The sequence below is a fragment of the Ruegeria sp. AK4 genome (assembly GCF_056541025.1).
Window position 1 is genome coordinate 249434 of record NZ_JBQFXS010000005.1, and the last position, 25213, is coordinate 274646.

A 25213-nucleotide genomic window follows, 5' to 3' on the forward strand; every position below is an offset into this window, starting at 1 on the left:
ATTGGGTCCGAAGGGCGGAAACCGGAAGTTCGCTGCAGGTGCCAACAACTCTTTGTGCTGGCATCGAAGCGGACCTTCAGATTGCCAAATGTGCGATCAACTGAAAGTGGGTGACGGAACCGCGAAATTGCGTTCTTGTTCATCAGAGAACCACATTTACTTGGCATATACATACAACAATATTGGATTACTCTCGTCGGTGGATAGACAAAGTAATTAAGTGAAAAAGTGATTTACAGTATCGCTCAGTCTCTAGTCGGTTGACGCAAAGCGAGAACCAGCAGACCCGACGCCGGCCGCATCCAAGTATTAGGGCCAGTTGTCGGACACCCCTGTTTCCAGGCCATCGTTCTTTACGCTCCTCTGAGCCGAATTGCTTTCACTTTGAACATGCTGTACGCGGATTGCCCGGCAAACGCTCTGACAGACTTTGGAACACTGCGTACAATACCGGTATCATAAGAAGGCCGAGGGTGCTGTCGATGATCATGCCTGCAAAGACTGGATAGCCGATAGACACCCGGCCCGCCGCGCCCGCACCGCTGGCCAGCATCAGCGGCAGCACGCCCATGATAAAGCATAGGCCCGTCATCGTGACCGGCCGGAACCGCATGTGGGCGGCCTTGATCGCCGCATCATCAATAGATATGCCTTCATTGCGCCGCATGTTATGGGCAAATTCGACAACCATGATGGCCTTCTTTGCGGCGAGGCCGATCAACAGAACGATCCCAATCTGTGCGTAGATATTGTTGTTGATGTTGGGGATGAATTGCAGCGGAATGAGCGCGCCCAGAACCGCAAAGATAGTGGACGCCATGATCGCAAGGGGCAAAATCCAGCTTTCATATTGGGCGACCATAAACAAATAGGCAAAAACCACCGCAAGCGCCAGGATAATGAGAACGAGGTCACCGGCTTGGACCTCCTGCAGTGATACGTCCGTCCACTCTAGGATGTAGCCTTCGGGCAGGGTGCTCGCGGCGACCTGCTCAACCAGCGCGATGCCTTCGCCAGAGCTGACCCCCGTTTGCAGCTGGGTACTGATCGACGCTGAATTGAACAAGTTGTAGCGATAAAGGATCTCGGCCCCCAGTTGCGGCTTGACGGTCACGAATGTCCGCAGCGGCAGCGCGGTGCCTGACGCATTCTTGACATACACTCCTTCAATCTCATCCAACGATTGCCGGTGTTTTGCATCTGCTGACATGACCACCCAATAGACCCGGCCGCCGCGCACGAAATTGTTCACGTACAGTGACCCAAAACTTGCCTGCAGAGCGGTGAAAATCTTGCTAACATCCACTTGCAGCGCTTCGGCCCGGTCTCGGTCTATATCTAGGAAATACTGGGGTGCATTGGCTGACATGGAGCTGTAGGCCTGCTGCACTTGAGGCTGTTTCATCAATGCGGCAAGCAAGCCGTTTTTAACCGCATCAAACTCCTGCACGTCATGGGACTGCAGATCCAGCAGTTGTGCCGACAGGCCGCCTGCCTGCCCGACGCCGGAAATAGCAGGTAGTGGGAAAACAAACGAGGTCGCCTCTGGTCTTGTCGCGAGAATATCGTTCAAGGCGAACATGATGTTATACCACTGGGTTTCCTTGGATTTCCTCTCGTCCCATGGATCGAGAAGCATCACCAACATACCTACATTTGACTTGTCCCCGGCGATCAGGCTGAACCCTGCAACCGACGTCACCGAAGCAACTCCGGGGTGCTCTTTGACCTGTTCGCCGATGTCCAGCAACACCTCTTCGGTGCGCTGAAGCGATGCACCATCGGGCAGGGTAATGCTGGCAAAGAGAACGCCGTTGTCTTCGGGCGGGATAAACCCGGTGGGTGTGTGCAGGAACAGATACACGGTTCCGGCCACAACGCCAGCGTATAGGATCAGGCACAGGGCCTTGAACCTCAGCGTGAGCCTGACCAGTGCCACATAGACATCCCGGCATCGGTTGATCGCTTTGGGTATGATGCGGGCAATCCCTTTGGGATGCCCGGTTTTACGACTTAGAAACTGAGCGCACAGTACCGGGCCTAGCGTGAGGGCGTTTATTGCAGAAAGGGTGAAGGCAAAGGTGATTGTCAGGGCGAATTGAAGGTAGATGCGGCCGGTAATGCCCGGAAAGAAGCAGACCGGTATGAACACGGCGGCCAGAACAAAAGTTGTTGCGATGATCGGTCGCGTAACCTGCGACATGGCCTTGAGCGTTGCCTCGCGCGGCTCCAGACCGTCTTCTTCCATGATCCGTTCGGTGTTTTCGATGATGATGATCGCATCATCAATCACCAGAGTGATGGCCAGTACCAAAGCAAAAAGAGTGATCATATTGGCGCTAAACCCAATCAGGTAGATGAGAGCAATCGTCCCCAGAAGGGACACAGGGATGGCAACCGCTGGGATGATCGTGGCGCGTATGCTCAGCAGGAACACAAAGGTCACGGCAACAACGATGGCGGCTGTTATGGCCAGTGTTGTGATTATCTCTTCGATCGACTGACGCACCGCGTCGGTCACGTCATAGGCAAGGATGTATTCTACATCATCGGGGAATTGTTGGGCCAGTTTTTCGATCTCGGTCTGTACGGCTGTAGAGACATCGATTGCGTTGGCTCCGCTTTCCTGAAAAATCGCAAGGATCGCGGAAGGCTGACCGTTGTAGTAGGCGATGGCGGAATAGTTCTCAGCGCCTAATTCGATGCGGGCAATGTCCTTAAGACGCACAAATGAGCCGTCATCCTGCGCTTGAACAATGATGTTCTCGAACTGTTTTGGATCGTCCAACAGGCCTTGAGCATCCAAAGTGAACTGAAACGCAGTCGTTTCATCGTCGAACGGGGCCGCGCCAATCTGCCCTGCTGCGGCTTCGATATTTTGTGCCTGTATCGCGGCTTCCACGTCAGTGGCATCAATGTTAAGGGCCGCCATCTGATCCGTGTTCAGCCAGATCCGCATGGAATAGTTCAACTGACCAAACTGCGTTGTTGCACCCACTCCGTCGATGCGGCTGAGAGGGTCTTGCAGGAAATCCGCCGAATAGTTGCTCAGAAACAGTTGATCGTAGGTTTTATTGGGCGATACCAGGTTAATCACCTGCAGCATGTTGCTGTTCTGCTTCGAGGTGGAAATCCCTTGCTGAGTCACCGTCTCGGGCAGAAGCGCTGTGGCCAGCGCGACGCGGTTTTGCACATTTACCGCGGCAATATCCGGGTCGGTGTTAATATCGAAAGTGATTGTCAGACTGTATGTACCTTCGCTCGACGACGAGGAGGACATGTAGATCATGCCCTCAACTCCGTTCACTTCTTCTTCGATAGGTGTTGCCACAGCGTCCCGGATCAGAGCAGCATTAGCGCCGGGATAGCTCGCTGTGACCTGGATCTGTGGCGGAGCGATTGACGGGAATTCGGCGATGGGTACCAATCGGGTCGCGATGGCACCCAGCAGAACCATAATCACAGCCAGAACAATGGCAAAGTTCGGACGATCAATGAAGAATTTGGATAGCATATTAAGGACTACCGCTTAGGATTGGTTCTCGGTCGGGGTGACTTTTTCATCCTCCCGGACCCGTTGCAGACCCTGAACGATGACCAAGTCCCCGGCCTGCAGGCCCGAAGAGACCACCCAGTCAAGACCAGTTTGTGCCCCCAAGGTAACATCCTGCCGTTTTGCGACGTTGTCGCTGTTCACAACAAACACGAAGTGACCCTTTTGGTCCAATTGGATGGCGGTCTGAGGGATCACAACCACTTCTTTGGCATTAGGATCGTCGAAGGTGACCGTCACCACTTGTCCGGGGATCAGCAGACCGTCAGAGTTTTCGAATGTGGCACGGATTTCAATCGTGTCGGTTGCCGCTTCGATTTCGTTGCTGATGTAGGTAACCTGCCCGCTTTGCGCATAGGTCGCCCCGCTACTCAGTTCCAGCCGAACACCCAGCGTCGATGTATTTTGTCCGATCAGTCCTTGCTGCCGCTTTTGGATCAGATCACGCTCGCTGACGTAGAGGCTGACATAAATCGGATCGACGCTGGTGATGGTCGCAAGCACGCCGGAGTTTGAGCTAACAAGATTGCCAACGTCGACGTTTGACTTCGATATGCGACCGTCGATTGGGCTGGTGATCGTTGTATAGCTTAGATTGATTTTCGCCTGTTCCAGTTCCGCTTCGGCCTTACTGACCGCAGCCTGATCCGCGCCAAGCGTTGCCTGTGCCGAGTCAACCGTGGATTGCGGAACATCGTCGCGCTGCAGCAGGGCCAGCTGACGCTCGTAGTCCACCTCAGCGCCTTTTGCGGTCGACTTTGCGCCGTTGACCGTCGCAGCGGATTGATCGACCAGCGCCTGGTAGGAATCTCGTTCGATCTCAAACAGGATATCGCCTGTTTTGACCAGCCCACCTTCGACGAACTTTCGCGCATCTAACGTGCCTTCGACACGCGCCATGATATCCACCGTGCTGATCGCCTCGACACGGCCCACATAGGAATCTGTCATGCCTGATTTTTGGGTTTGGGCCTTCAGGACAAGCACACTTGGTGGGGTCGCATCAGTCTGCGCATGAGCGGCCGCCGAAACAAACAAAAGAGCTGTTGCCAGAACGAACCAAACACTTCGCATCAACTCAAATCCACCTTTGTATGAAAACAACTGTTGCGAGCGTTGCATTGGTTTGCCCGTCAGTCAATCATTCAGGCAGCCGGACCTCCATTGGCGCCTTGCGACCCGAACAAAGTGAGAATGGCGAAATGAACACCGCGCGCTTGGTGAACCTACCTGACCGTTTCACCGATCGCGGTTGATGAATTGGCAGGGGCAGCTATGACTGAACTATCTTCTCAATCGAGACAGGGACCGTATGAAGCGCCTCATTCAAATAGTCGGAACTGTTCTGGTCTGTATGATCCCTCTTGTGCTGATTTACGCCGCAAGCGTGTTTTTCTATGGCAGGTACTTTTACGACAGCCAGTCTGAACTGCCAGGCTGGCCGGATACAAAAGACTTTGATGATCCGCTGGAATGGCGTACCGACGATCCCAAGCGGGTGCGCATACTGGCGATGAACGGTGGCGCCTTATATGGTCTGGCAGAGCTTGAAGTTCTGAAGGCGCTTGAGGAGAAATCAGGCAAGCCTGTACACGAACTTTTTGACTTTGTAGCCGGATCATCGACCGGAGCAATCATAGCCGCGCTGTTGTTCAGCCCCAGCGGGGAGAACGGACAACCGATCACGGCCGAAAAAGCGCTGGAGGACTATGAGCAATATGCAAGAGAAATTCTGGGAATCCCTATTTATCATAAAATACTGACGGGCCATGGTCTGTTCGGCCCGGCCATCCCAAATGAGGGCCGCTTTAGAGTGTATGAACAAGCATTTGGTGACACTAGGTTCAATGACCTTCTGCGCCCGGCTATGTTCCCGTCTTATTCGCAGAAAGAGAACGGACTTAGAGTGTTCCGAAACTGGGATACTGTAGAAGGCAACATCTATCTACATTCACTTGTAACGGCGGTGACCAGTGCTCCGGTTTATTTTCCTGCGGTTACGTTCTCGGGCGAACATGCATCTGGGGAATTCCTTGGGGATGCTGCCATGATTTTGAACGCTCCGGGTGAAATCGCGTATCTGCACGCGCGCTCGAACCTGCCAGAACATCAGGAATTCGTAGTTGTCGCGCTTGGAAGCAAGCTGCGACAGCCTGTATCACCCGCGACCGCCGAAGGTGGCGGATTGATTAAGTGGTTCTTTCCTATGATGCATATGGTTTTCAACGGAGAAGCGACGGTCAGTTCGCACGCATTGCAAAGACATGCGGATTTTGAGTCGTCCATTGATATAGACAGCTATTTCCTGTCACCAGACGCGGTGACAGGCGTCAATGGGTTCAATCCTAAACAAGAAAATATCGACCAGATTCGGGCCTCTGGCCAGCGCTATGTCAAAGAAAACACTGAGTTGATTGATAAAGTTGTGAAGAAGCTCACCAACTAGATTCAGTAACACATGTCTCGATACCGAAAACTCTGGGTTTTTATGGGGCACTTTGATTGGCAGGTGGGTCCGGAAGCGATTTGTCGTTTGACTATTCGGCAAGCCAAATACGAGCGGGTATTCCAATATATATATCTGCATCAACTCCGGTCGTTCGTGAACGCCAAAAATAATTGAAGTTTGGGCTGGATCATCAGCAAAGAGGACGGATACACCGGAAGATCGCTCGTCATCGGAGTTACATAGCGCGCTAGACTCAGAACCCATGGCCTTTACTCGATGATCTGAGGAATCGAGACCTTTGGTTTGCGTAAGTACAAGCTGGACGCTTGCAAGGATAAGATCAGAGACACACGCCTTGGGTCACTCACTTCAAATAGTTTTGAATGAACTCCGGCGATTGTTCAATGTAGTCACTCCTGATAGCGTCTGCCGCAGTTTTGAGGACCGCCGCATCTGCCCCTGAGATTTCTGTGTATGTCGTGCCGACCGCGCGCATTTGCTCCTCGAATGCAACTCTTTCATCTTCAAGTTGCAACCAACGCGCGGCTAAGGTGTTTGACACTTCTTCAATCACGATTTGTCTGTCGCGTTCACCGAGCGAAGCGAGCCAGTCATCGTTTAATACGGCACCGTAAAACCCGACGCGCATGTCAAGATCAACCAATACATATTCCCCATCGGTTGGGCCAATCAGGTTCCATCCGGCGAAAGACGTTAAAACGACATCTACCCTCTTGTCTCCTAGGATCTTTGGCAACTCAGGCGCTGGAAAGTTGACGCCTTTCGCTCCAATCGCTTCCAGGTAATCCGTCAGCATTGGCGACCCTGGTACGCGGACGATCTTTCCCGGCAGCTGGTCAACACTGGTCAGAGGGTTCTTACTCACAAACAGAGTGTATCCGGCCGGGGCTAGACCCAAAATGTCCAGGCCCACATTGTGAAGCCGGTTTGAAAGGTCGTCTACTAGCGCCGCGTGGCCTTTTGCATCGCGAATGGCAAACAAGTCGATGCTATACGGAAGCGTCAGCAGCATGAATTCGGGGGCAAAGCGTTCAAGACGCGCCACCGGAGGCCAGACCATCTGAACTTGATTGTTGACCAAGGCGTCCAGTGCGGTGTCTTCATTCGGAAACAAACCCGATTCTGCACTAAAGAACTCGGCTTTGATCCGCCCCTTGGTTCGGTCCCGAATCTGGGTCACCAAGGACGCCAGCAGTTTAGATTTCGGATGCGTGGACGGCGTATCCGAATACACACTCATACTTACTTGCGAAAGCGCCGCCACAGGAAGAAACATCATACAAGCAAAAGCTGTAGCTACCGATAGCATTCTCATAACAACACTCTCCTGTATGGATACTTTGGTGCCAGTCCTCTCTATCCTAGGTTTCAAGCGGCGCCTTGTAAAATCACGCCAATCGCAAACCACGCAAATCTCGCGATCAATACGAATACAGTTAGAAACGCCGGCAGACGTAAGAAATGGGCAAGCTTTGTCGCGCTGAGAAGAAGCTTCACGGCGACGGGGTGCATCGAGCTATCGAGGCTTCCTAAAGCAGTGTATGACAGCGTAATGGCTCTCTATCATCCTTCGCTGCCTCTGCTCTCTGGTGTTTTACCAGAAGAAGATGGCCACTCTGTGTTTTGGCAAACATTCGGTAACGAAAATGCGCCAGCTATTGTGCTGCTGCACGGAGGGCCCGGCGGTGGGACGCGTCCGCAAATGGTTCAGTTGTTCGATCCGGAACGTTGGCACATTGTGACAATTGACCAAAGAGGGGCGGGGCGCTCCAAGCCGCACGCGGGCGACAGCGTGGATGGCCTCACGGCGAATACGACAAAACACCTGATCCATGATCTTGAACGATTACGCGCAAGTTTGGGGCTGGCGAACTGGTACATTTATGGTTCTTCATGGGGTACCACGCTTGCCGTGGCCTACGCGCTGGAACATCTGGACCGGGTGAACGGTTTAATCCTTGCGGCGGTGGCAATGACATCCAGCGAAGACCTCGACTTTCTCTATTTTGGAGCCCGTCGGTTTTTGCCCGAGGCACATGAACAGTTCCATGCTTTAGTACCCGAAGCTCACGACGGGATTGAAATTGCAGCCGCTTACAACGATCTTCTGATGGGTGAGGACGCAAGCTTGAGGTCCGCTGCCGCGCTCGCGTGGTGCACATGGGAAGCCGCCGTAGTAAGCTTGGACCCCCGCGTAGAGCCCAATTTATCTTACGATGACGAACGCTTTCGGCTTGGTTTCGCAAGGGTCGTCACCCACTACTTTCGCAACCTTGCCTGGCTCGACACGCCATTATTAGAGCAAGTCTCCAAACTCGCTGATCTAAAGACATATCTTATCCACAGCCGGCTCGATCTCTCGGCTCCTTTGTGGACACCTTGGCGTCTGCATAGGGCCCTGCCTCGATCAGAACTCGTTATTGTGCCGGGTGGATTGCACGGAACCCTTTATGGCCCCCTTGCCGATGCCATCATCGCCGCAGCGAACAAAGCACTGCAGTCGCAATAACCTGTCTTTAGCTGACGACAGATTTCAACTCTCAGCACGGACGAATTACCCTGAGGGCGTTTTTTCCGGTTTCTCGGTCAGCGACAGGGCAAGATAGACAGAAATAGCATTAAGCCCGGCCAGAACGATCAATGGAAACAGGACGCTTTGGATTTGCGCCACCAGTCCAAGCACCGCAGCGAAAATGATCCCGCCTATACCTGCCACCGCGTCTGCGAGCGCGACCATATATGGGCGATTAGTGTCAGAGGACATCGAAAGCAGATACAAATACCGTCCTTCAGTTTCCCCACCGATTCCAAAGGACAGAAAAAAGATCGTTGTGGCATAAACCCAGGGGTTGCTGGCCAGGCCGAACAGGTCGAATCCAATCGCCATAAGCGCCGAAAGGCAAGCGATCATAGACGCGCCAGCGATTGTGTAGCGGATCGACTTGCGAACAACCCGGCGCCACAAGATCGCGCCAAGTGCGCGTCCAGCACTTGTTGCCGTAACGAAGATACTCAGGATGTGCGGAGTAGACAGGTGAAATGTAGCCGCATGAATTGTGTAGAATGGCGTCGCCAGTTCGACTGACAAAAAGAAAAGTCGCGCGACGAGGAAGCGGCGGAACCAGGCAAATTGGAGCGCCAGGGACCAACCCCGCGAAACCTGATTGAAAAAGGTCTCTTTCTCCTCGGAAGCCTCCGGATTGCTAACCTCTTCGGGCGATTTCGTTAGTACAAGTCGAAACATGCAAAAGCACGAAACCAAAAGTGCCAGCACACCCAACCAAAGCAAAACACGATGTCGCTCGAACGGAGTTTCTCCTGTCATCAGCGCTCGTGTGGCCCAAACGAGGACTATCGCTATGATGCAACTTAGTGCCAGTTGCGTGAAGATGATCTGCCCTCGTTCTTCGTCTTCGAGTTCCGACCCGTAGATGTGGTTACTGCCCAAGGCCCAGATTCCGTAGCAACAGCCAACTACCAAGGCGACCAGCACAAACAGCACCATGACGACCCCATTGGGAAGTGCCGCACCCGACAACGCCAAAACGACTAGGACCAAAGCAATGACAAGGTTGGGAAGGATCATCGCCTTTTTGGAGCGTTCCCCCACGCGCACATACGGAGACATCACGGCTTCAGCAACAATACGAGCACCCTTTACACATGGAAGAAGCAGCCCCGCGAGAAATTGGGGAGCCCCAAGCGCCAGATACAAAAATGGAAGCACAATGCTCGGGCTGGCGAGAATATCGGACAAGGAATCCGCAATGCCACCCCAAAGTAGGTACGCGCGGTTCTTTTTCCCCGTTGAACCCGCTGGCTTGTCTGAGCCACTCATCGCGCTGAACTTTTTGCCATAGATTGTGCCTCGACCCGCTGGCTTGCATTGCCGATCTTGATATCATCATACACGTAGTTTTTGCGAACTTACCCAATGGAAGGAGGATCAACCAACATGAGTGTTGCAGACCTGTTTGACACCGCCATTGCCCGCCTCGAAGCGCAGGACAAAAAAGCTTTCAATCCAAAGTTTGGCGTTGGTGCATACCGTCACGAGGGCGCGAGCTGCTTGTTTGGCGGTATGATCGAAGATGAATTCTACGAACCCACAATGGATGCGCATCACGACGAGTTGGGCAACGTCGTTGCGCAATCGCCTGCGCACAAAGCACCGGTGCTGAAAGCGATCCAGTCTTCTACCGGTGTAAATCTGCTTGATCGTCTGACCGTTGAGGATATCCAAACCATTCATGAAATACACGAAGTGGAGTGGCGACCAGGGCATTCCTTCAGGGACCTCCTGCCATCCAGGATTTCAGCCAAGATATGGTCCACGGCCTCCAGCAAATAAAATTCGTTGATTCATTGTATCCTGTTCGACGTAAATCTGGTTAATTGCAAATTTCGCTCGCGCAGCGAACGGCAGGAAAGAGGGCTGCGGTCGCAGTATCCAGGTGCTCAGCTGAGTGACCGCTTTGGGCCGCTTAAGTGGCGGAAAGAAATCACGGTATCACCTTAGATATCAGCGCTATCGCTCAGATTAAACTAAGTTGGCTATGCCAATTCGATGGCCATCGATTTCAGGTGGCGCATGTCGGTACCGCAGCATCCTCCAAATACTTGGATCGACGGATTCTGCCTCGCAATCGCGGCAATCTGCTTACCAAGTTCAATTGGATCGCCTTCGTCCAGCTCATCTGCTTCGTCAAGTTCCGCATGCGAGCAACTCGAAGCGTTCGCCACCATGCCTCTCAGCCGGGGGTGGTTGCCAAGCGCTCCGGCGAAATGGGTCGGATGAGCGCAGTTGACCATAAAAAACAGCGCCGCCGAGTCGGTTGCCTCGTCGATCTGATCAATTCCGTCCACAAGTTTGGTCCCGTCCGCCAGACACCCGTCCGTTTCGACAACCAGAGACATGATGATCGGCAGATCTGCGTCTCCGGCGGCGAGGATGCATCCCGCAGCCTCACTTGAACGGTTGAACGTATAAGCGGTGACCAGGTCGACGCTTGTGTCTTTCAGGCTGTGCATTTGTGCGGCGTGGTATTGGCGTGCATCTTCGACCGTCACCGGAGGGATGTCGGCGTAAGGATCATAGCGCGGGCCGATACAGGCCGACACCAGTATATCATTGCGAGCGGAAGCTTGGCGCACGTCTTCCATTAGACTGACCGCGTCTTTGTTCACCTCAACGAGCCGTTCTGCATCGTACCCCAAAGGCGCTGCCCGGTCGGCGTTCGCCATCCATGTGGGCGCATCAAGGATGCATCCGACACTCATTTCACCGGCGAGATCGACAAGTGCCTGCATTTGACCAGCCAGTATTGCCCTGGTGTCAGGTTCTTCCAGCAATGGAAACGACGCGAAACCGGGTAGCTCAACCCCATGATTAAATATCAGGTCTGTGCCAGTGCCGGCATAAACCAGAAAGGTCTTGTCACCTTCGAGTGGGAACTGTCGCGCCATTCTGATCCACGCCTATTGCTGTCAAATCTTCATAGAAATCTACATTGTCTTGGGTCTCCTGTGAACCTTAGGGCGACGACAGGGTGTCTTCCCTGAGCATGACCTCATCTGGCCGGGCAACTGGCAACCGCAGCGAAATTCTTTTTCTGCGGGCTGCACCGCAGCGTCATCAAGCCCTTGCCGACGCCCGATTTGGTCCGCCATCAATTGGCTGGAACCGCGTAACCCCGTACACCATTAGTGGTGGGTCCGCAGAGTTATTGCTGATTGTAAATGCTTTGAAGGCCCTTAAGATGAGTGGCAATCTTTGGAGGACCAGATGAGAGTCCTACGGATTAGCCTGCTTTTGGCGACACTCGGTGTTCCCGCCAGTGCTGACGAGCAACGCATCGAAATCAACAATGTCTACCCTCTAAATCAAGAGAACTTTGACCTTGGGGATCACATTTTTCACCTAACAGACAATCGGGGTGGTTTCGAAGTAATTGAGGGTCCAATGGATGATGGGCCTGCCAGATGTTTGGGTTCTGGATTTGGATTTGAAGACGGCACCAACTCAATCAATGGAATATGCGTTTTCGGTGAAGGTGATGACACTTTTATCATGCGATGGAAGGCCGGGGAAAAAGGCGAGGCAAACACTTGGGAAATCGTCACCGGGACGGGGCGCTACGAAGGAATGACTGGCAGCGGCATAGCGACAACAGATATCGCCTCAGCATACCAAGCGCTGCCCCTGAGGCGAACTCATATTGTCGGAACCGTGGAAATCCCGGACTAAGACGGCAGCGGATCTAGTATCTGTCCAGTTTCGATTGGTCTCGAACTAATTCGGTCTTAAGTGGCTTTTGCGGCTTGGCCTCAATCCTTCCGGGATAACTTGCATTAGTGCGGCGTACGTCCGCTTAGTCCCACGAAATGTGAGTTCGTGTATCGTCCGCCAGCACCTCAAACCATCATACCCATGGAGCAAACGCCGCTGATGCACTAACGATCATTTTGGATCAGTCAGGTGAGGCTGCTCAGCAAAGTGGAATTCTGCACCACCGCCGTCTCAAAAAAGCCCTTTCCGTAATATGGTACGGTCAGACATCGGGAGGGATCCAGATATGCTCGAAAAGGTAACAATCGCATTGTCCATGTTTCTGATTTCGGGGCAGGCCTTTGCGCTTGATTGTGGAGATGTATCCAATCCCTGCAAAATAGACACCGGTGAATACCACATCGCCCTGCCAGATGAATGGCGGGGCGGGCCGGTCGTGATGCACTTGCATGGTTATGGCGGGTCCGGAGCAAAGGTACTTAAAAACAAGCAGTTCGTCGAAACATTCACTGCGCGGGGTTATGCGTTTGTGGCACCGACCGCATTGCCATGGCTGGAAGGAAAACCTGCTGACTGGTCGGTTAGGGATGGGTGGATTACCTATCCCCGCTCTGATGTCAGGTTTCTCCGTGACGTGCTGGCGGATCTCGTGATCCGTGCAGACGTAGACCCGGACCAGGTGCTGCTGACAGGGTTCTCACGAGGTGGTTCCATGGTGTGGGAAGTTGCGTGCCTCGCGCCTGACCTGGCGCGTGGCTATGCTCCTGCGTCCGGTGGCTTCTGGCTTCCCATGACCCAGGAGTGTCTTGACCCGGTACATATGCTTCATACGCACGGTTTCACTGACAAGGTTGTGCCGCTTGAGGGCAGATCAATACACAATGAAGAGTTCGATATCACCATTACCCAGGCCGATGTCTGGGAGGGTCTTTCGTTATGGCGGCGAAGAAACGAATGCCAACACAACGCGACAGAAAACGAAGTGACGGCCAATCTTTGGCGCAAACGGTGGGAATGCGAACACGGTAGTCTTGAACTCTTTTTACACGACGGTGGGCACGGCTATCCAAAGGAATGGGGAACGATGGCGCTCGACTGGTTCGAAAGCCTGGAAAACTGACGAACCACGAAATCACAGCGGTCGGGTGATCGCTCAGCCAAAACTAGCCCATTTGCTCCGAGGCACACCGTGTCGGGTGAACTTCACTTACCCTTAAAGGAAATTGCCCAGATAGCAGCAATGATGACACCGGCGCAGGCGGCGGACACCAATGCGATAGCGCTGAAGAACAAACGCGGCTGGCTGGAGCGGCGGATAATCGAAAAATGAATTCTTATCTGGCCTCTGAGTAAACCACCCGCTGCCATGGATATTGCAAAAAGGCCAAGTGACAGCGCACTGGAACCGCCCCATAGCCGTTGCCATTGCTCATTCTCAGTCACTGACAGCAGTAAACCGGTTAGGACAAAAAAGCGCTGCGAAGAGCCACATCAGATAGGTAGAAATAATCAACCCGGTGACCGCACGCCTTGGTCAATCCAGTAGTTGACCAATGCAGTTTCCGCTAACTCACCGAGATCAGGATGGTCGCTAAAATAGTACAGAAACCTCAACACGGCCTCGTTCTGTGCAGGCGTCAATTGGTTGAACTTGGACTTCCTGAACTCATGCAGCAGTTCTTTCGATGTGCCGGGGTCGAGTGCAAGTAGGATGCTTTCACTGGCATATTCCGGACTGTCTGAATTTCGCAGAGTCCAAAGCAGATACGCGGGCAAATAATACTGAAAGGCCTTGGCGCTGAAGGCAGTGGGGGCTGCGTACCCGTATACGATCATTTGATCGGTCATCTCATGCCATTTGACCCCTCCATAGAATTCAAGAATATCCACGTCATCCATACTTTCGGGGTGAAGAAGTTCATCATCAGCAGGTGGATCAAGGCCGTCAAATGCAGCAGTGATCCGGGTTGCAAGAGCTTCCGTTGTTGTCGTTACCTTTGGCATGGTGACATATTAAACTGGCTGAAACCCCGAAATCGAGTGATTGCCATGGACACCGGACAGAGGCTTTTTCAGGATATCGTTCGAAGTTCAGCAGCGGAGATGAAGAAGCTACTTTGGGGCAGCAAAATTGGGTTGTATGTTTAGAAATGTATTGCGGAAGCCGGGTGTCCTTAGTGTGTTACAAAGAGCGCCCTTGATCGATTTGGGAAAAGATGATGAGCGGCGATTCTGAAACCTACCAAGGAATCTGCTACTGCGGCGCATGTAGAGTTTCTACTGTCGGTGAGCCGATGGTTATGGCTTATTGTCATTGCCACTCTTGTAGAAAATGGCATTCGGCGCCGGTCAATGCCTGGTGCCTCTGGTCGGCAGACAATGTCTAGTTGTCAGGACCGACGGTTCACTCGGACAAGAATGATGAAAGCCATCGTGTTTCCTGTGGTAAATGTGGGGGTGCATTGGTGAATATCAAACCCGGAAAGGACATCGTCGCGGTCTACGCAATGTCGCTGGCTGAATCTGGTTTGAGCTTCGAGCCGGCCTTTCACATCTTCTACGGCGAGCGTGTTTTCGACATGGCCGATGGCCTGCCGAAATGGCAGACGGTCCCAATATCGTTCGGTGGGGATGGGGTTGCTGTGGCTGAACCGGATAAAACCGGTTGGATTTCCTTGAACACACGAGCCGAAGGGTGAAACGCAAACTCACCTCGATCTTGGCTGCCGACATTGTCGGCTTCTCGCGGCTTGTGGAAGCCGCCGAGGAAGCCACGCTGGCGCGTCAGAAAGAACTGCGCGTGTCCGTGTTTGATCCCGGCATCAAGCAGGCAGGTGGTAAGATTATCAAGTCAACGGGCGACGGATTTCTGGCCGAGTTTTCAAGCGTAGTGGAAGCGGTACGGTTTGCGATAGCGGCGCAAGAAGCAGTTCGCTCAGAGGAAGAATCCGCTCCTCAAAATCGGCAGATCAGTTACCGCATGGGACTTCACATAGGCGATGTGTTTGTTGATGATGGCGATATCTATGGTGACGGTGTGAATCTCGCAGTTCGCTTAGAGGGCGCAGCCCCGACGGGCGGGATTTGCATCTCCGCTGCCGTTCGTGACCAGATCGTTGGCGTAATGGACGAGCTATTTGCGGATGTCGGTGAATTGACATTAAAAAACATCTCGCGCCCGATCCGCGCCTTTGTTTGGCCCCCGGACCAAGATGGTGCGCAGGACAGTGTCAGCACACCACCCATCGGTGGTACATCCAGGAAACCGACCATAGCCCTCGCGGCATTCGAAGCCCTTGGCAGCAATGATGATGCCAAGATGCTGGCAGAAGCCTGCAATCACACCGTTGAGGCGGCGCTTGCCAATCTTACGGGATTGGATCTGATCGCTCTCAACGCGGACCCAGACCATATCGCTACGGCGGTGTTTCAGGCCTCTGGAAACCAGGTCCGCGCCACCCTAAAGCTACGCGAGACGAGCACGTCAGCAACCTACCTGACCCAGCGGATGAACGGTGATCTTTCCGACCCTTTCGTGGCAGAAGATCTGTTGTCAGGGGAAATCGCGACAACGATCCGATACGGAATTCTGCAACGAATTGCTGAGCACGCGGCCGAGACTGAGACAAGCGACCCCGAGGTAATGCTGAATCTTGCGGGGCATTACATGATGGGATCGCAGCCCGAAGAATGGGAGGCGGCGGGTCGTCTGCTGGACAGGATCCTGACGGTCCAGCCACGCAATTTCATGGCCGTTGGGATGAAGGCGAACACGTTGATCGGCGAATTGGTATGGGGTTACCGTCCGATAAGCCTGGAGGATATCGAAGCCGCCGACTCCGGGCTGAGCAAGGCGGTATCGTTGAATGACCAAAGCGACTACTTGCACCTGATCCGGGGGATTTATCACTACGGCATTACCGGCGATTTGGATGCGGCGGTGCGGTGTGTTGAACGTGGGTTCGAAATCAGTCCGCAGTTTGCCCAGGGGCATATGGTGCTGGGCTGGATTCAGAACCTGATGGGCCAACCAGAGTTAGCACTGAAGTCCATCAAAAAGGGCTCATTTTCTCTGGCCAAGAACCGGATATATCACCGTGTCCCACAAGCGTTGGCCCAGACATATCTGGTTATGGGCGACTTCGAGAATGCCATCGCCAATGCCAACCGGGCTCTACAAAACTCGCCGGGGCTGCCGGTCGCGCAATTGTATCTTGCCAGCGCAGCGGGTCAGGCCGGTCTAAATGCTCAGGGAGAAAGGGCGCGGGAGGCCCTTTTGGCATCAGATCCGGACTTCCGGATTAGCGGCGTGCGCAGTTTCCATTTTCAGGATCCCACACGGTGGGACGCAATCCTAGATGGGCTTCGCGCGGTGGGGCTGCCTGAATAGAAGTTCGCCCGAGACAGTGTCGTGTGCAATTTGAGTTGGATGCGATGATCGGTTTCCAACTCCACGAGACGTGCTCACAATCCTAAACCTAAATTTGGATTTGCAAGCAGTGAAAGCGCTCAATTCGCAATGCGGACGTCGATGACGATTTGTTCAGCGAAAATTTCTTAACCCTGGAAAGTGGCAATTTTTACTGATGCTAACTTTCGCAGTCACAGCGAATGCCGCGAGCGTGGGCTGCAATAGCAGCATTCGGAGGCGATGTTCAATGTCCAGTTCGGGCTGTCCTCGACAGAGCGAGACAGTGCCAGGTTTAAGATACTGCCATTACACTGATGGCAGCAATTATCCCGGTGCGGGCCTTTAGCATGTCAGGCCAAATAAGATTCAAACGCACGGCGTTACTCCAGGAATTGCACCTCGAGTTTTCCGGACAATTGAACGCTAATTATTTCGGTCGGACCTGACCCCGCCGTCAGGACTTTGTGTGCGGTGCCGGCCGGGATTATCAGAATATCACCAACGGTCACTTCCGTTGTGTCGTCTCCAACAATTACATGTGCCTGGCCTTGCCTGACGATATAGACTTCATCGTATGGATGCTTGTGAAGTGGGGGACCTTTGCCTGCATCGCTGACTTCATTGAAAAGAAATGACACGCCCACGCCGGCATCCGCCCCTTCGAACTTTCCGTTCCAACCGTCGCTAGAAGCCCAGTCAGCTTTTCGGAGAAGTCGCCAAGACATGGAAAGTCCCTCTCTTTGAGACGGGCAGTATAACAACGGCGCAACCATATGCCAGCTTCGTCCCAAATTCAGACATTGAGACCGTTGGCTCGGCCAAAATCGGTGTAGAAGGAATCGCTGGTTAGTTTTGTGCGCGTTTGCTCATCGAGTGCTCCGGAGTCGTGCACAATTTTGCTGATACCAGAGCCTTCAATGATACGGTTCACCAAATTGAACACGCCGCAAACCTGAATAGCATCGAACAATGCTTCTTCTGACCATCCAGCATCGTAGACCGCCTGTGAGTCCTCTTCTGTCATACGGGCAGGTGAGAGTGTGAGTTTTGCGACGTAGGCGAGAATGGGCCGGATCCGAGTATCCACCGAGGCAGAGTTTGGATCCTCCATCAGTGCCTCAATCACCTTTGGATCAATGCCATAAGCACGGGCAAAGACTGTATGGGCGTCGTAGCAATATGAGCATGCATTCAAACCAGAAACATAGGCGGCAATAAGCTCCCGCTCAGAAGCAGAAAGTTCGCTCTCTCCCCGCATTACTAGGCTTTCATACTCACACCATGGAGCCAACTTTTTTGGAAACATCTGAAATACGTCGCCGAGCGTAGCGCCGTCGGAAAGTGACGGGAAAAGCCTTTTCATTTGGTGTCCTCCACGACAAGAAATCTTGACAGAAATATGTGCTGCCCAAAACGCCTCATTGGCATCAGACTAACATCTCGCTCGGTCTTCACAAATGTCAGCTTGGTCCGCTAGGCCGTGAGTTCGACTACCGACGGACATCGCTCCCGAAGCGAAAGTCCGGTTCGGTGAAGCTGCATTGCAGCGTGAGCTTACACGATGAATGGCTGGAATGGGCCGTCACTATCCGAGCGTAGGTTTGCCGTGCCTACGTGCTGGCACTGCTCCAAGGACCGCACCGTGCTCATTTTGCTCATACGACGCCGCGCAGCGAATGTCTGGTCGTCAATGCGCGGCCGCACTGAGCGCAAAACCCAGTTGTGAGATCAAAGTGTGAGGTCCCAGGTTTCTTGCACGCTCTCACTACCAAAGTGATACCCGGAAACGCGCTCTGTCAAAGTGAATCCGAATCTAGCGTAGAGCGCGCGTGCGACTATCTGTGTCTCGTGGGTCATTAACGTCATGCGTTTGAACCCTGATGCACGTGCGTGATTCAGACAGATCGTCATTAAACGCTTGCCCAAGCCCATTCCGCGGGCCTCGGGTTCCAGAAAGAACAATCGCAGTTTCGCGACGCCGGGTTCTTCTGTATTCATGCAAAAAATTGATCCGAGCCGCGTCTCGCCGCTATGAGCAATAAAGGCGCGGTTTCCATCAATGCCTTGGACCGGCAAAAAAGCCGCCAGGATTTGCATGACGAGCATTTCCATGCGGTAATCAAATTCATAATCCGTGTAATAGGTCTCGGCGTGCCGATTGACGACCCATCCGGCGTCGCCCGGGGTCAATTCGCGAAACTCGACTGGACCCGACAGGTCAAATGATCTCACCGCCTGCTCCAAGGCCCGGGCGACGCGCCCTGCATCTGCCCCATCCAATCGCTTGTGGACTTCAAGCGCCATCCGGTCGACAAGCTCGCTAAACTTCTGGTGCCCAGATTCAGTAAGATGAAGTTCCTTTTGCCGTGCATCATGTTCAGAAGGTTTTCTTAGAATCCATCCGGATCGCTCAAAGTTCTTCAGGATACGACTGACATAGCCTTCGTCGAGGTCCAGGGCATTGGCGATCAACCGGGCAGTTGAGCCATTTTGCACTCCGATCTCATAGAAAACCCGCAGTTCTGTGAGGTTCATTCCACTACCGCCGTAGTCGGGGGAGAACAAACCCATTCTCTGTGTGTAGAACCGATTGAAGGCGCGAATTGTCGAGATGTGATCCATATTGCAATCCCATTTACTTGACAAATTCAAGTAATATGGAGTTGCTTGATTTTGTCAAGTAAAAGTAAGGAATGCTGTAGCGCCAACGTAAAGACTGCGTCCCTACATTCTCAATGGCTAAAATCGCGTGTGGGCCAAATTCAAAACTAGTGTTGGTCTAATAAGGTCCGGAAAGGGCCGTCTACGCGTTCAGCTGACGGCGGGGTAGGGGCCTGTGCTGCAACGGCACCGAGGTCCGGAATGAGCCCAAACTAACGGATGCTGCAGGCGTTTCGAATGGCCGCTTTTGCTCGCCAATCTTCAGATTGAAAAGCTCATTACCAACCGCAAGAGCTCGATCTGGCTGTTCACGCCGACTTTTTCATACACGCGCCTAAGGTGCGTACGTGCAGTGTTCTTTGTGACGCCCATAGCTTCTGCGGCTTCTGAGAGTTCCATCCCCTTGGCAATCAATCTGACGATATCAGTCTGCGTATTTGAGAGCGAAAAGATCGCCTGAACAATGTCGATCTGTTCTGAGAGATCGGTGCCAGGTCCAAACAGAATGTACACGCGCGCGTCCGCAACTTTGACCCAGCAAAGCATCAAGCCGCCGTCGACGTTTTCGCCCAAGACGACGGGATACTTGACCTCACCTCCGCCAGCATTTTTTGCAAGATTGTAACTTCCGAACGCGGTTAGCTTGTGAGCGCCAGAAATAGCGTCGTAGAGTTTCGCATTCCACGACGGCTTCGAGGCACGGAGTTTTCCATTACTGAGGGCAAGGCCATCGAAAGTCTTCAGTTCCGCCTCGGCGGCTTTATTCATCCAAAGGACGCAACCATCCACAGCGACTTCTAGCACCGGGTCCTCAGTGTCTCGGAGCGGTTCTGCCCAACAGCCATGAAATACAATTCGCCATTCTCCATTTTTGTGTTCTAAGAGGCGAAAATTGTGTGAATGACTTGGTGTTGCTCGAGGATTGGACGTGCTTGTGACAATCTCTTCATAGGTTGCCCAAGCGAGGTTATCGCTAACCTGGATTTCAAGGCCTTCAAACCGTACGTCTGCTTGGACTGGATCGGGTTCGGCGTCCATCGCATCAAACACATTCCGACGAAATTCATCGAACGAACGCGCAATTTGCATCGTTCCGCATTCCATAACGCTTCGAAAACGAGTGTCATCGACCCAACACCTCAACCAAGTTTCGCGGTCCCTCGCAAGATAGCTTTCTATGTCGGTTTCAAGCACGCTCCGAATAGCATCATGGACGTTAAGTTCTGTGATCGTGGACCGAGGCATACTCATTAGCTCGTAGTTGATTTGGAAGATGCTACTCCAGCAATGGGCCAACGCAAACCATCTGCAGTGCGGGTTCCTTCTACCTTATCGAAGACCCTTCTGACACTAACGAAAATTGACTTAAGCGTACTCGGCTCCGATCCGGCAAAGAACTCGAAGTACGCGTCTTGTTCAGCTTTGCTACGCCCCGCAAAGTCACCGTGGGCTTTGGCATTACGTGAGATTTTTGCCCAATTCGCCATTGTCTTGCTCCAAGTTAATGATCCTTGGAGCTAACTAGCATTGGTAGAAGTTCAGCTTTGTCACCCGCGCGGACGACAAGCGCCCAGCCTTGGACAAAAACAATATGAAAGCCGACATTGCTTGCTCCGAACCAGTGTCCGCTTTGTCCGCATAGCGGACATTCATGCAAGCTGTAGCGAATGGCTGTTTCTAGCCCGAAAGGGCCCAATGCTGCGCGTTTATCGAAGGTCAGCTTGACGAGGCAAAGCTCCAATACGTTTGCCAAACGAAATTTGAACATAGGCGCGAAGCCATCCTCATGCTAATTTTAGAGAGGATTTGTAGGGCGGGAAGCTGTTGGATCGCCAACACACAAAAGAGATTGACCGTGTCTTAAGCGGGTTCGATACAGGGAGAGACCGGCTTGTCGCGGACAGCTGGCAGCGCTGCGTTGAAACCTATGGTATGGATCCCTCACGGCAGGAACCCGCGCATATCCTGCCTGACACCAAATTCCGTGAACATCTGGAACAATCGGAACGTCTGATCGCAACAGCGCGCTCGGGGCTGCAATCGTTGTTTGCGCAGGTTGCAGGGCAGAACTACGTCCTGCTGCTTGCTGATGCGGATGGCGTCTGCGTCGATTTCTTTGGCGACCGGAACTTTGAGGACGAACTCAGAACTGCCGGTCTTCATCTGGGATTCAAGTGGACGGAAGAGTTGGCAGGAACGAACGGGGTAGGGTCGTGCATCGTTACAGGTCAGCCGGTGACGATCCATCAGGGGGATCATTTTTCGATCACGCATACGCCGCTGTCTTGTACGGCAGCGCCTATTTTCGATACCAAAGGTGGTCTTGCGGCTGTTCTGGATGTTTCGTTGTTGCGTGGCCCTTCGCCTAAGGCGTCGCAGAATCTGGCCATGACATTGGTGACGAATTCCGCCCGTCGCGTCGAGATGGCAAACCTGATGGCATCGACCAGGCGCGATTGGGTCCTGCGCTTTTCAGCAAGCCCCGAATTTCTTGAGGTCGATCCTGAAGCGGCGGTTGCAGTGGACGGAAGCGGCAAGATCATTGGTATGACCTCGGGGGCCCGACGCGCACTGGACCCGGACGGTTCGGGCCACCTGATCGGGTCGCAATTGCAGGACTGGCTTGAAATCAGTGTTGATGACATGCCCGAATTCATGCGCGGCAGGCCCTCAGAAGACCGGGTATTGCGCCTCAAGGACGGGCGCGCGCTCTATGGTCATGCCGTTGCACCACAGACGTCGCAGATGACGGCGGCCCTGCGCAAGCGAGAACAGGTTCTGCCCGGAGCCCTTGGCAGTTTTGCTGGGCCGGATGCGGACCTTCAGCAGCTTTTGAACAATGCTGCACGTCTTGCACCGACCAGCCTGCCGCTTTTGCTGACTGGTGAAAGCGGCACGGGCAAGACCAAACTGGCGCGTGCGATCCACATGGCCGATCCTGCGAGACAGGATTTCCACACAGTGATCTGCTGCGATACCGAGACATTCGATTTCTGCCAAACCATCGACCCCGGCACGCTGTACCTGCGCGGTGTTGAAGACCTGAGCGAGCCAGCACAGGCCTCTCTTTTAGCAGTGCTTGAGCGGCGGGCTGATCTGAGGATCATTGCCTCATGTCGGCAGCCCCCGGCAGGATTGCAGGGCGGTCTGCGTGAAGATCTGCTGCACCGGATTGCGGGGGCCACATTTTCTCTGCCGCCTTTGCGCCACCGAGCGGATCTGGATTGGCTAATTGATCGCCTGCTTCGACGGTTTGCAAGCCATGATATTCACCTGTCGACAGTCGCGCGCGCCGATCTGAAATCACGACTATGGAGCGGCAATATTCGTGAACTGGAACATCTGCTGCACAGCGCGGTCGCCCTGTGTCAGGACAACATCATCGACTTGACGGATTTGCCAGCCCCGGCGCTCGCCCCTGCGCAAAAGCTGGACTCAGATGATCTGGAAGCACTGCTGCGTGCCTGCGATTGGAATATGTCTCAAGTGGCGCGACGCCTTGGCGTGAACCGGTCGACAATCCTGCGCCGTGTGCGAAAGGCCGGGCTTATTCCACCTGCATAAACGCACATGCCTTCGTGTTGCGCCTTTGTTGCGCGCGCAACAGGTCTTGGGATTTTTGGGCGAGGTCAAGCGTTGAGCCGCCAAATCGACTTGCCCGAAGGGACGCGGATTTGCCAGCCTTTTGCTCCGTGGAGATAGGGAGGATGACATGCTCGACACAACACTCTCGGATCAGGTGCAGGGGTTCCTGGATGACTTCGGTGCGGCTTTATCCCAAGGCGATATCGATGCCGCCTGCGATATGTTCCAGGACGATTGCTATTGGCGCGATCTGGTCAGCTTTACCTGGAATATCAAAACGGTCGAAGGCAAGGCGCAGGTGGCAGATATGCTCGCGCATCAGTTGGCCACAACAAAGCCGAGCGGTTGGAAAATAGCCGAAGGTGAAGTGCCCACTGAAGATGGCGGAATAACCACCGCATGGATCGAGTTCGAAACCGAAGTGGCACGCGGCTTTGGGTTAATCCGCCTCAAGGATGGCAAGATATGGACCTTGCTGACCACGATGGTCGAGCTGAAAGGTCATGAAGAGCCTAAAGGGTTCAACCGCCCACTTGGGGCCAAGCATGGTGCGGGTAAACACAGGACCACATGGGCGGAAGAACGGGCCCAAGAAGAGGTTGAACTGGGCTACAAAACACAGCCCTACTGCGTCATCATCGGCGGTGGTCAGGGTGGGATCGCCATGGGTGCGCGGCTGCGACAGCTCGGCGTCCCGACGATCATCGTTGAACGGAATGACCGGCCTGGCGACAGTTGGCGCAATCGCTACAAATCCCTCTGCCTGCATGATCCGGTCTGGTATGACCATCTGCCTTACATCAAGTTCCCGGAAAACTGGCCCGTGTTCTCGCCCAAGGACAAGATCGGTGACTGGCTTGAGATGTACACCAAGGTTATGGAACTGAACTATTGGACGCGCACAACGGCCAAATCCGCCACGTTTGACGCAGACAAGGGCGAATGGACCATCACGGTAGACCGGGACGGCGAAGAGGTGGTGTTGCGGCCCAAGCAGCTGATCATGGCGACGGGTATGTCCGGCAAGAAACGCATGCCTGATTTTCCGGGTATGGATGTTTTTAAGGGTGAGCAGGCACATTCTTCGGAACACGACGGGCCGGCCAGATGGGCAGGCAAGAAAGTTGTCGTGGTGGGGTCCAACAACTCGGCCCATGACATCTGCGCCGCGCTTTGGGAAAACGATGCCGATGTGACAATGGTACAGCGGTCCTCAACCCATATTGTCCGCTCGGACACCCTCATGGAAATCGGACTGGGCGATCTTTATTCTGAACGTGCGGTGCGGTCTGGCATGACGACCGAAAAGGCCGATCTGATCTTTGCATCACTACCTTATCGCATTCTGCATGAATTCCAGATTCCGGCCTATGCCGCGATGAAAGAGCAGGACAAAGAGTTTTATGACGGTTTGGAAAAGGCCGGGTTCTGGCTGGATTGGGGCGATGACGACAGCGGGCTGTTCATGAAATACCTGCGCCGAGGATCAGGCTACTACATCGATATTGGGGCCAGCCAGTTGATCATTGATGGTGAGATCAAGCTGAAACGCGGTCAGGTCTCTGCGCTTGATGAAACCGGAGTTATCCTTGATGACGGAACTCATCTGGATGCCGATCTGGTGGTCTATGCGACCGGGTATAATTCGATGAACGGCTGGGTTGCTGACCTGATGGGTCAGGATATGGCGGATCGGCTTGGGAAATGTTGGGGTCTGGGCTCTGACACAACCAAGGACCCGGGGCCTTGGGAAGGCGAGCAACGCAATATGTGGAAGCCGACACAGCTTCCAAACCTCTGGATGCATGGTGGAAACCTGCATCAGTCCCGACATTATTCACAGTTCCTGTCGTTGCAAATAAAGGCCCGGATGGAGGGTATCCCGACGCCGGTCTATGGCATGCAAGAAGTGCATCACCTCAGTTAAAGCATGTGCTGCGACCGAGAAGCAGACTTTCAATTTATTCGATTGAAAGTCTGCTTTGGCCGCATCTTGCCAGTGCGTGCGCCACGCCGCGAAAGGCGCTCCTTACCGATGCCGTCGTTCATGGATCTCGCGGCGAATGTGCCGGGAGAGCCCACTTTGCCCGATGCTGCACCGTGCGCCAATGTCCGCTCCTTGTTTCGGGCCAAAAACGTGCAGAAATCAAACTGGGTTTGCCAATAGTTTGTGGTACGGTTCCTGCCAACGGTCGTTGGTCCTGGGCGCAGTCTTTTCTTGGAAGCAAATCCTAAGCTATGGTG

Annotated in this window: 22 protein-coding genes; 11 read left to right on the forward strand and 11 right to left on the reverse strand. The window is 53.6% G+C overall.

The genetic code is table 11. The features are described 5' to 3' along the window. Window positions 1-379: 379 nt before the first annotated feature. On the reverse strand, window positions 380-3514 hold the full coding sequence (locus ACR0EZ_RS11775; protein ID WP_170720343.1) for an efflux RND transporter permease subunit: 3135 nt from the start codon (window positions 3512-3514) through the stop codon (window positions 380-382). A 15-nt stretch (window positions 3515-3529) separates the two neighbouring features. Then, entirely contained in the window at window positions 3530-4675 is a 1146-nt protein-coding gene (locus ACR0EZ_RS11780; protein WP_480613226.1) for an efflux RND transporter periplasmic adaptor subunit, read from the reverse strand. A gap of 190 nt (window positions 4676-4865) precedes the next feature. On the opposite strand from ACR0EZ_RS11780, the gene ACR0EZ_RS11785 reads away from it, so the two are divergent. Continuing rightward, complete coding sequence (locus ACR0EZ_RS11785) at window positions 4866-5999, forward strand: patatin-like phospholipase family protein (RefSeq protein WP_170660734.1); 1134 nt, start codon at window positions 4866-4868, stop codon at window positions 5997-5999. A gap of 367 nt (window positions 6000-6366) precedes the next feature. Here the strand turns inward: ACR0EZ_RS11785 and ACR0EZ_RS11790 are convergent, their stop codons facing one another. Next, a complete protein-coding gene (locus tag ACR0EZ_RS11790; RefSeq protein WP_170660735.1) occupies window positions 6367-7338 on the reverse strand; it encodes a TRAP transporter substrate-binding protein DctP in 972 nt (323 codons plus the stop codon). Between the two features lie 237 nt (window positions 7339-7575). On the opposite strand from ACR0EZ_RS11790, the gene pip reads away from it, so the two are divergent. Further along, window positions 7576-8532: a prolyl aminopeptidase gene (pip, locus tag ACR0EZ_RS11795; protein WP_480613228.1), complete on the forward strand. Its 957-nt coding sequence runs from the start codon at window positions 7576-7578 to the stop codon at window positions 8530-8532. Window positions 8533-8577: 45 nt separating this feature from the next. On the opposite strand, the gene ACR0EZ_RS11800 is transcribed toward pip, so the two are convergent. Further along, window positions 8578-9861 carry a hypothetical protein gene (locus tag ACR0EZ_RS11800; RefSeq protein WP_480613230.1) on the reverse strand — a complete coding sequence of 428 codons (1284 nt, stop codon included), beginning with the start codon at window positions 9859-9861 and terminating at the stop codon, window positions 8578-8580. Window positions 9862-9978: 117 nt separating this feature from the next. On the opposite strand from ACR0EZ_RS11800, the gene ACR0EZ_RS11805 reads away from it, so the two are divergent. Continuing rightward, on the forward strand, window positions 9979-10374 hold the full coding sequence (locus ACR0EZ_RS11805; RefSeq protein WP_170660738.1) for a hypothetical protein: 396 nt from the start codon (window positions 9979-9981) through the stop codon (window positions 10372-10374). 203 nt (window positions 10375-10577) lie between these two features. Here ACR0EZ_RS11805 and ACR0EZ_RS11810 read toward each other — a convergent pair whose 3' ends face one another. Then, window positions 10578-11489: a homocysteine S-methyltransferase family protein gene (locus ACR0EZ_RS11810; RefSeq protein WP_480613232.1), complete on the reverse strand. Its 912-nt coding sequence runs from the start codon at window positions 11487-11489 to the stop codon at window positions 10578-10580. 319 nt (window positions 11490-11808) lie between these two features. Between ACR0EZ_RS11810 and ACR0EZ_RS11815 the strand changes: the two genes are divergently transcribed. The 3 genes from ACR0EZ_RS11815 (at window position 11809) to ACR0EZ_RS11825 (ending at window position 13642) form a co-directional block, all read left to right on the forward strand. Continuing rightward, window positions 11809-12270 carry a hypothetical protein gene (locus tag ACR0EZ_RS11815; RefSeq protein ID WP_170660739.1) on the forward strand — a complete coding sequence of 154 codons (462 nt, stop codon included), beginning with the start codon at window positions 11809-11811 and terminating at the stop codon, window positions 12268-12270. 328 nt (window positions 12271-12598) lie between these two features. After that, complete coding sequence (locus ACR0EZ_RS11820) at window positions 12599-13432, forward strand: alpha/beta hydrolase family protein (RefSeq protein WP_170660740.1); 834 nt, start codon at window positions 12599-12601, stop codon at window positions 13430-13432. Window positions 13433-13501: 69 nt separating this feature from the next. Beyond that, window positions 13502-13642 (forward strand): hypothetical protein, encoded by a 141-nt coding sequence (locus ACR0EZ_RS11825; protein WP_170403785.1) that lies wholly within the window; start codon window positions 13502-13504, stop codon window positions 13640-13642. A gap of 179 nt (window positions 13643-13821) precedes the next feature. On the opposite strand, the gene ACR0EZ_RS11830 is transcribed toward ACR0EZ_RS11825, so the two are convergent. Beyond that, window positions 13822-14316, reverse strand: a complete 495-nt coding sequence (locus ACR0EZ_RS11830; RefSeq protein ID WP_170517372.1) for a DUF6714 family protein — start codon at window positions 14314-14316, stop codon at window positions 13822-13824. A 215-nt stretch (window positions 14317-14531) separates the two neighbouring features. On the opposite strand from ACR0EZ_RS11830, the gene ACR0EZ_RS11835 reads away from it, so the two are divergent. From ACR0EZ_RS11835 to ACR0EZ_RS11845, 3 genes are all read left to right on the forward strand, one after another. Then, window positions 14532-14699, forward strand: coding sequence for a GFA family protein (locus tag ACR0EZ_RS11835; RefSeq protein ID WP_480613235.1), 168 nt, complete (start codon window positions 14532-14534; stop codon window positions 14697-14699). 78 nt (window positions 14700-14777) lie between these two features. Then, window positions 14778-15011, forward strand: coding sequence for a hypothetical protein (locus ACR0EZ_RS11840; protein WP_480613237.1), 234 nt, complete (start codon window positions 14778-14780; stop codon window positions 15009-15011). After that, complete coding sequence (locus ACR0EZ_RS11845) at window positions 15008-16702, forward strand: adenylate/guanylate cyclase domain-containing protein (protein WP_480613239.1); 1695 nt, start codon at window positions 15008-15010, stop codon at window positions 16700-16702. Before ACR0EZ_RS11840 ends, ACR0EZ_RS11845 begins: the two co-directional genes overlap by 4 nt. Window positions 16703-17103: 401 nt before the next feature. Here ACR0EZ_RS11845 and ACR0EZ_RS11850 read toward each other — a convergent pair whose 3' ends face one another. The 5 genes from ACR0EZ_RS11850 to ACR0EZ_RS11870 form a co-directional block, all read right to left on the reverse strand. Next, a complete protein-coding gene (locus ACR0EZ_RS11850; protein WP_170403774.1) occupies window positions 17104-17448 on the reverse strand; it encodes a cupin domain-containing protein in 345 nt (114 codons plus the stop codon). 68 nt (window positions 17449-17516) lie between these two features. Next, window positions 17517-18086: a peroxidase-related enzyme gene (locus ACR0EZ_RS11855; RefSeq protein ID WP_170403770.1), complete on the reverse strand. Its 570-nt coding sequence runs from the start codon at window positions 18084-18086 to the stop codon at window positions 17517-17519. A 365-nt stretch (window positions 18087-18451) separates the two neighbouring features. Further along, the gene (locus ACR0EZ_RS11860; protein ID WP_480613241.1) at window positions 18452-19345 is read right to left on the reverse strand and encodes a GNAT family N-acetyltransferase; all 894 of its coding nucleotides are present in this window, start codon (window positions 19343-19345) and stop codon (window positions 18452-18454) included. 300 nt (window positions 19346-19645) lie between these two features. Next, on the reverse strand, window positions 19646-20473 hold the full coding sequence (locus ACR0EZ_RS11865; RefSeq protein ID WP_480613243.1) for a LuxR C-terminal-related transcriptional regulator: 828 nt from the start codon (window positions 20471-20473) through the stop codon (window positions 19646-19648). Window positions 20474-20885: 412 nt separating this feature from the next. Next, window positions 20886-21152: a hypothetical protein gene (locus ACR0EZ_RS11870; protein WP_480613245.1), complete on the reverse strand. Its 267-nt coding sequence runs from the start codon at window positions 21150-21152 to the stop codon at window positions 20886-20888. A 164-nt stretch (window positions 21153-21316) separates the two neighbouring features. On the opposite strand from ACR0EZ_RS11870, the gene ACR0EZ_RS11875 reads away from it, so the two are divergent. Both ACR0EZ_RS11875 and ACR0EZ_RS11880 read left to right on the forward strand, forming a co-directional pair. Beyond that, the gene (locus ACR0EZ_RS11875) at window positions 21317-22948 is read left to right on the forward strand and encodes a sigma-54-dependent Fis family transcriptional regulator (protein WP_480613247.1); all 1632 of its coding nucleotides are present in this window, start codon (window positions 21317-21319) and stop codon (window positions 22946-22948) included. A 148-nt stretch (window positions 22949-23096) separates the two neighbouring features. Further along, the gene (locus ACR0EZ_RS11880) at window positions 23097-24896 is read left to right on the forward strand and encodes an NAD(P)-binding domain-containing protein (protein ID WP_480613249.1); all 1800 of its coding nucleotides are present in this window, start codon (window positions 23097-23099) and stop codon (window positions 24894-24896) included. Window positions 24897-25213: the final 317 nt, after the last annotated feature.